Genomic DNA, 7559 nt, shown 5'->3' on the forward strand with positions numbered 1-7559 from the left:
GCGCGACCCGCGTGGCCCCGCCGTCGCCGCCGCCCGCGCCGAGCTGCGGGAACGGGTCGCCTTCCACCGCTGGCTGCAGCACGCCTGCGACGCCGCGCTCGCGGCCGCGCAGCGGGCCGCCCGCGACGCCGGGATGACCGTCGGTATCGTGCACGACCTCGCGGTCGGCGTGGATCCCGGTGGCGCGGACGCGTGGGCGCTGCGGGACGTCTTCGCCGTCGGCGCGACCGTGGGCGCGCCCCCGGACGGGTTCAACCAGCAGGGCCAGGACTGGGCGCTGCCGCCATGGCGGCCCGACCGGCTGGCGGAGACCGGCTACGCGCCGTTCCGGCAGATGGTCGCCGCCGTGCTCCGCCGGGGCGGTGGCATCCGGGTCGACCACATCCTCGGCCTGTTCCGGCTGTGGTGGATCCCGGCCGGGAACTCCGCGGCGCGGGGCACCTACGTCCGCTACGACGCCGATGCCATGCTCGGGCTGCTCGCGCTCGAGGCGGCCCGGGCCGGTGCGCTTGTCGTCGGCGAGGACCTCGGCACGGTCGAGTCCTCGGTCGCGGCGAGGCTGGCCCGCGCCGGGGTGCTCGGGTCGACCGTCGCCTGGTTCGAACGCGACGCCGACGGTGAGCCGCTGCCGCCGCGACGCTGGCGGGAACCGGCGATGGCGAGCATCACCACCCACGACCTGCCCACCGTCGCCGGCTACCTCACCGGCGCGCACGTGCGGGTACGGGCCCGCCGTGGCCTGCTGCGTCACTCCCCAGACGCCGAGCTGCGGGCATGGCGGCAGGAGCGGGACGCGCTGATCGCCCTGCTGCGGGCCGAGGGCCTGCTGACCGCGCAGCTTACCGCTACGGACGATCTTGACCCGTTGGTGCTGCGTGAGGCCGTTTTCGCCCTGCACGGCCTGCTTGTCCGCTCGCCGGCACGGATCGTGCTCGCGGCCCCGGGCGACGCCCTGGGCGACCTGCGGCAACCGAACCTGCCCGGCACCGTGGACACGTACCCGAACTGGCGGCTGCCGGTGACCGACGCCGACGGCCGGCCCGTCACCGTGGAGCGGCTGCGGGCCGACCCGCGGGTGCACCGCCTGGCCGGGCTGCTCGCCCAGGTGCGGGAACAGGCCCGACAGGTGTGACAGGTGTGACAGCGGCCGAGGCCGGCGACGACCAGAGGTGACAGCGGTCGATAACGACAGAAGGTGATATACTTTGCTACGTTGCGTCACGATCGGGCCGTGGCTGGGCCGTGGCTGGGCCGTGGCTGGGCCGTGGCTGGGCCGGGCCGCCGCGACGGGGTGTGCCGCCGGGACGCGGTTTCAGGCGACCATGGGCCAATCACCCGGTAACCTTCGCAACGTGACTCGTCGACGTCCTCGGCTGACCACCACCCGCCGCGTACTCACCGTCGTGACGCTGGCTCTTCTCACGCTTCCCGCGATGTGCGGCGCCGCCCTGGCGCAGGACATCGGGGACCGGTACAGTCCCGATCCGCTCACGCCGCTGGAGGCCTGGGCTGTCTACGGTGGGACGATCATCGGTGGGTTCCTGGTCGCGATCGGGCTCACGCTGCTGTCGAGCCGGGGCAGCGGCCCGTCCCGCTACCGGCCGGGGCGCTCCTGGAACCATGACGAGGTCTGGGTCGGGGATCCGCCCGCGGCCGCCGCCGAAGGCGAGCACCCGCGCGTGGCCTCACCCGGCGCGGGCGGTGCCAGTGGCACCTGGTGAGCCCTTCACCTGGGAGCAGCGCGACCGGCTCGAACGGGCGCGGGCGGCGGCGCAGGCCCGCACCGGCATCCGGTTCGCCGTCCGGGTCGGAGCCGTCGACGACGACCCGGAGCTGTTCGCCGAACGGCTGCTGGCCAACCTGGCGGCACGCCCGGGCGACCCGGCCGTCGTCATCCTGGTCTCTCCCGGTCAACGGTTCGTCCACATCAAGACGACGAGAGGGGCCAGGCGGCGTGTCACCGACCAGGCCGCCGGGCTCGCCGTCCTGACGATGACCTCCAGTTTCGCCCTCGGCGACATCGTCAACGGGATCATCAACGGCCTGCGCCAGCTGGCCGACGCCGCCGGCCCCCAGCCGTCCGGGTCCCCCGGCGGGCCGAGCAGGGTCTTAGCCTCGCTCTGAGGTGGGCGGGCTGGGGGCCGTTGCCCCGCGGTCTCCCGGACAGCCGGAGAACGCGCGGTCATGTTTTCCGCGCGCGGTGGGCGGCCGCGTCCGCCCGGGCCTCACCGGTCCCGCCGTACCTGTTCGTTATTCCTGGTTCCGTGTCGGTCAGTATTCACCTCGGCCAGTATTCACCTCGGCCATCGTCTCCAGGTGATATCTCCGACAAGGCGCCCGGAGGCGCCGGGCGGCAGCACCGCCCAGGAATTCCGGCAATGCCACCAGGGCGCCCGCGCGGTGGCGGGGCACGCGTCGGCTGACACGACACTAGTGCGGCCCGGCCGCTGCCGCCGCCTTCCTTCCATTTTTTTCTGTCTTGTTTTCGGACGGTTTCCTGATGTTCATCGCCGTGATCCTCCTGCGTCCAGCGATTCCACCCTAGTGTTACCGACGGCCCGGACAACCCCGTCCGGAAGGGCCGTCGGCAGCGAAAGAGCAGAGAATTTACTGCCGCCGGCCCGGCATTGTCACCGTATTTTGGAGGTCAGCAATGGAACGGCGAACCTTCTTGCGTTCCGCTGTCGCCGGGGCGGGTGTCCTCGCCTTCTCCGGCGTGATGTGGGACACGGCTCTGGCCGCTCCCGCCCAGAACGGTCCCAGCCCCTACGGATCGCTGCTGCCCGCCGACGCCAACGGTGTCATGCTTCCCTCCGGTTTCACCAGCCGTATCGTCGCCCGTTCCAGCCAGGTGGTCTCCGGGACCAGCTACACCTGGCACAACGCCCCGGACGGCGGTGCTGTCTTCCCGAACGGCACGGGCTGGATATACGCGTCGAACTCCGAGGTCGGCAGCGGCGGCGGTGGCGCCTCGGTGCTGCGGTTCAACTCCAGCGGCACCATTACCTCCGCCCAGCGGATTCTTTCCAGCACCAGTTCCAACTGCGCGGGCGGGGCCACTCCCTGGGGCACCTGGCTGTCCTGCGAGGAAACCTCTCTGGGACGGGTGTGGGAAACCTACCCGGCCACCGGAGCGTCCGCGGTGAGCCGCCCGGCGATGGGCCGTTTCAAGCACGAGGCCGCCGCGGCCGACCCCGTCCGCCAGGCCATCTACCTGACCGAGGACGAGACCAACGGCTGTTTCTACCGCTTCCGCCCGACCACCTGGGGAAATCTTTCCGCGGGCACCCTTGAGGTGCTGGTCGCCGGCAGCGGCACGTCCGGGACGTTCACCTGGCAGACCGTCCCGGACGTGGACGGCTCACCGACCGCCACCCGCAACCAGGTCTCCGGCGCGAAGCACTTCAACGGCGGTGAAGGCGTCCACTACGCGAACAACACCGTCTGGTTCACCACCAAGGGCGACAACCGGGTGTGGGAGCTGCACGTCGACACCAACACGTTCGAACTCGCCTACGACGACTCGCTGGTGTCCCCCGGCCCCGCCCCGCTGACCGGCGTCGACAACATCACCGGGTCGACATACGGGGACCTGTACGTCGCTGAAGACGGCGGCAACCTGGAGATCTGCGTCATCACCCCGGACGACATCGTGGCTCCCTTCCTGCGCCTGGTGGGCCACAACTCGTCCGAAATCACCGGCCCCGCCTTCACCCCGGACGGCCAGCGGCTGTACTTCTCCTCCCAGCGAGGCACCATCGGCTCCTCCTCCGGCGGCATCACCTTCGAGGTCACCGGCCCCTTCCGCACCTGACCTTCCGGGCGGGCTCGGCCGATAGGCCATATCCGGAGGAACGGCAGCGAGCCGCTCCTCGCCCGCCCTGAGAGCGTAGGTGGAAACCGCTGCTGTGGCGGCGTTTTCCACCTACGCCTGCCGTGTCCGTAGGTGGAAAACGCTGTTATGATGGCGCTTTTCACCTACGGTTGGTGCTGTTCTGGTGACGGCGATACGCGGTCATGGATTCTTCGGCGGGCAGGCCGGTCACGCGGATGCCTGGCCGGCGCCGCCAGCGGTGGGATCGGAGCCGGTGTCGGCCGGCGGGGCGAGGCCGGGAAACGCCCGCCGCCGGCCGACATGCTGACTCAGGTAGACGTGCTGACTCAGGTAGCGGTGGCGGCTTCGGTGTCCTTGGCGCGGGCGCGCAGTGCGCGCAGCAGGCCGTCGCGGCCCTCGACCAGGGCGCGGCGCAGGGCAGGGCCGAGGTCGGCCTCGGCCAGGTAGGCGTCCACCGCGTCCACCGTCGCCGGCTCGACGATCGCGGACGGGAAGAGCATCTGCGTGATGGTCTGAGCGGTGTCGAAGGTCCTGGTCCGCCAGATCTCGCCGATCTCGGCGAAGAAGCGGCTCACGTACGGCCGGGTCAGCTCCTCCTGGCCGGGGATCCAGAAGCCGCCCAGGGTCGCCACGAGCAGGTGGTTCGACAGCGTGTCGGAGTCGATCGCCGCTGACCAGGCGGCGGCCTTCGCCTGAGCGGTCGGGCGGGCCGAGCGGGCGGTGGCGGCCCGCTTCTCGCCGGTCGCCGTCCGGTCGCGGGCGAGCTCGGCCTCGATCTCCTCGGCGCCGTAGACGCCGCGCGCCACCAGCTGGATCAGCAGCGTCCAGCGCAGTTCGGTGTCCAGCACAAGGCCGTCGACGACGTCGGCGCCCTCGAAGATCGCGCGTACCCGTCCGATCTGGTCGGGGTCTTCGGCGTGGGCGAACGCGGTCGCGTGCACCAGCTGCAGGTCGCTGCCGGGCGCGGCGGTGCGCAGCAGCTCCTCGACGCGGGCGGACAGCTCGCGCAGGGCCCGCGCCCGGTTCGCCGGATCCCCGTAGGCGTTGATGGTGAGCTGGGCCTTGGCCAGCAGCGACTGGACGACCCCGATGTCGTCCTCGGCGTCCACCCCGGACAGCACGAGCTTGACGTAGTCGCGCGCGGCCAGCTCCGCGTCCCGGGTCATGTCCCAGGCGGCCGCCCAGCACAGGGTGCGCGGCAGTGACTCGCGGATCGTCCCGATCGAGTCGATCAGGGTGGCCAGCGAGCGGTCGTCCAGGCGGACCTTGGCGTAGGTGAGGTCGTCGTCGTTGAGCAGCACCAGGTCGGGCCGCCGGGCCCCGACGAGCTTCGGCACCTCGGTCAGCGCGCCGACCACGTCGAGCTCGACGCGCTCGCGGCGCTGCAGCGACCCGTCGGAGGCGCGGTCGTACAGGCCGATCGCCAGCCGGTGCGGCCGCAGGGCCGCGCTCGCCGTCGGCGGCGAGGACGCCGGCTCCTGCACTACGTCGAAGGTGGTGAACAGCCCCGAGGAGTCGGTCTCGAACCGGGGCCGCAGGGTGTTGGCGCCGGTGGTCTCCAGCCAGTCCGCCGACCACACCGTCAGGTCACGGCCGCTGGCGTTCTCCAGCTCGTCGAGCAGGTCGCGCAGGGAGGTGTTGCCGTACTCGTAGCGGCGGAAGTACGAGCGCAGGCCGGTGAGGAACTCCTCCTGGCCCACCCAGGCCACCAGCTGCTTGAGGACGGAGGCGCCCTTGGCGTAGGTGATGCCGTCGAAGTTGGTGCGCACGGCCTCCATGTCGGGGGCGTCGGCGACGATCGGGTGGGTGGAGGAGAGCTGGTCCTGCCGGTAGGCCCAGCCCTTCTCGGCGTTCGCGAACGTCGTCCAGCCGTTGGTGAACCGGGTCGAGCGCACCTGGGCGAGCACCGACATGAAGGTGGCGAACGACTCGTTCAGCCACAGGTCGTCCCACCAGCGCATCGTCACCAGGTCGCCGAACCACATGTGCGCCATCTCGTGCAGGATGGTCTCGGCCCGGCGCTCCCGGCGGGCCTCGGTGACCTTCGCGCGGAAGACGTAGTCCTCCAGGAAGGTCACGCAGCCGGCGTTCTCCATCGCCCCGGCGTTGAACTCCGGGACGAAGAGCTGGTCGTACTTGCCGAACGGGTACCGGTAGTCGAACACCCGGTGGTAGAAGTCGAACCCGGCCCTGGTGATGGTGAAGATCTCCTCGGGGTCGAGGAACTCGGCGAGCGACCGCCGGCAGTACAGGCCGAGGTCGATCCCGTCGTGGTGGTCGCGTACCTCGTGGTAGGGGCCGGCGACCAGCGCGGTGATGTAGGTCGAGACAACCGGCGTCGGCTCGAACAGCCAGAAGGTCCGGCCCTCGCCGGCCTCGGTGGTCGCAAGATGCCGGCCGTTGGAGATGCAGCGCCACTCCGACGGCGCCACCACCGACAGCTTGAAGACCGCCTTGAGGTCCGGCTGGTCGAAGCAGGCGTACATGCGGTGCGCGTCGTAGGTCTCGAACTGCGTGTACAGGTAGACGGCGGAGTCGACCGGGTCGACGAACCGGTGCAGCCCCTCGCCCGTCTTCGAGTACGCGCAGTCGGCCACCACCTCCAGCTCGTTGGCCTCCCGCAGATCCGTCAGCGTGATCCGGTCACCGTCGTGGACCTCGGCCGGGTCCAGCGCGCGGCCGTTGAGGGCCACCGTGCGCACGGCCGGGGCGGTCAGCTCGATGAACGTGGAGGCGCCCGGCCTGGTGCTGGTGAAATGCACCACAGTTCGTGACACGAACGTGGTGTCACCGCTGGTCAGGTCAAGGTTCACCTCATACGAGGACACGTTGAGCAGCCGGGCGCGCTCACGCGCCTCGTCGCGGGTGAGGTTGTTGGCTGACACACAGGTCCTTTCGATCCAGCGGCGGTGGACGGACGATGTCCGGTTGCTGCGCGGGCTCTGTTGTCTCCAGCCCGCCGGCCCGGGCCCGTCCGGTCCGGGACGAGGGGACGGACGTCCCGGCCTGGCGGGCCGGTCGGCGCGGCGGAGAGAGCCCGACGGCTTTAGCCAGTCTCCCACGCCTCCCGTGCTGGTCGTGCCGGCTCCACCCGGACCGGTCCGACGGGCGGTGCGCGACTGTCCAGCTCATCCGCTGTCGGGTTTGATTACGGGGGATTCGGTCAGCGTTCGCGGGCCCGGCGCCCGGATTGCCGGGCAGGGCGGCACGGGAGCGCGAGGCGACACGGAGTACAGGGCGGCACGGGATATGCAGGGCGGCGCAGGAACGAAGGTGGCACCGCGGGTGCTGGCGCCGAGCGGCCGGCACCGGGGAAGGGGCACAGCGGGTGACGGATTCGATCAGTGAGGCTCCTGTGACGGATCGGGAGCGCCCGTGAAGTGGAGGATCGGCCGCGGACGCCGGGCCCGTCCGGACAGCCCCGCGCCGGACGCGCGGGCACCGGCCACTTTGCCCCTGCCCTCGGGAGCCCCGCCCCCCGAGAGGCCTGCTGCGCGGGCGGCGTCCCCGGACAGGCCTGCTGCGCGGGCGGAGCTCCCGGACAGGCCTGCTGCGCGGGCGGAGCTCCCGGATACGCCTGCCGCGTGGGCAGGGGGTCCAGAGACGGCGTCCGGGGACGGCCCGGCTCCGGACGCGGTGCCGTCGGACGCGGCTGTCCCGCCCGCGGCCCCCTCCGGCGCGGCGGCGGACGCCGCGGCCGCGGGCCCTGCCGTGGGCCCTGCCG

The 7559-nt window shown here is 71.6% G+C and carries 5 protein-coding genes; 4 read left to right on the plus strand and 1 reads right to left on the minus strand.

What is annotated here, in order from left to right; all coding sequences use genetic code 11:
• The 4 genes from malQ to NBX02_RS07085 all read left to right on the plus strand — a co-directional run.
• On the plus strand, positions 1–1132 hold a 1132-nt coding region (gene malQ / locus NBX02_RS07070; RefSeq protein ID WP_250290533.1), incomplete at its 5' end, for a 4-alpha-glucanotransferase.
• Positions 1133–1352: 220 nt separating this feature from the next.
• Positions 1353–1721, plus strand: coding sequence for a hypothetical protein (locus tag NBX02_RS07075; RefSeq protein WP_250283502.1), 369 nt, complete (start codon positions 1353–1355; stop codon positions 1719–1721).
• Positions 1708–2124, plus strand: a complete 417-nt coding sequence (locus NBX02_RS07080; protein WP_250283500.1) for a DUF5130 family protein — start codon at positions 1708–1710, stop codon at positions 2122–2124. The genes NBX02_RS07075 and NBX02_RS07080 overlap by 14 nt, the downstream gene beginning before the upstream one ends.
• Before the next feature lie 529 nt (positions 2125–2653).
• A complete protein-coding gene (locus NBX02_RS07085; protein WP_250290535.1) occupies positions 2654–3814 on the plus strand; it encodes an alkaline phosphatase PhoX in 1161 nt (386 codons plus the stop codon).
• Between the two features lie 347 nt (positions 3815–4161).
• On the opposite strand, the gene pepN is transcribed toward NBX02_RS07085, so the two are convergent.
• A complete protein-coding gene (pepN, locus tag NBX02_RS07090; RefSeq protein ID WP_250283497.1) occupies positions 4162–6720 on the minus strand; it encodes an aminopeptidase N in 2559 nt (852 codons plus the stop codon).
• Positions 6721–7559 lie beyond the last annotated feature (839 nt).

The organism is Protofrankia sp. CiP1_Cm_nod1, from assembly GCF_920888515.1.
GTDB lineage: Bacteria > Actinomycetota > Actinomycetes > Frankiales > Frankiaceae > Protofrankia.

Coding starts and splice junctions, on each gene's coding strand:
- NBX02_RS07085 (WP_250290535.1), top strand. CDS start 2,654: ATGGAACGGCGAACCTTCTTGCGTTCCGCTGTCGCCGGGGCGGGTGTC.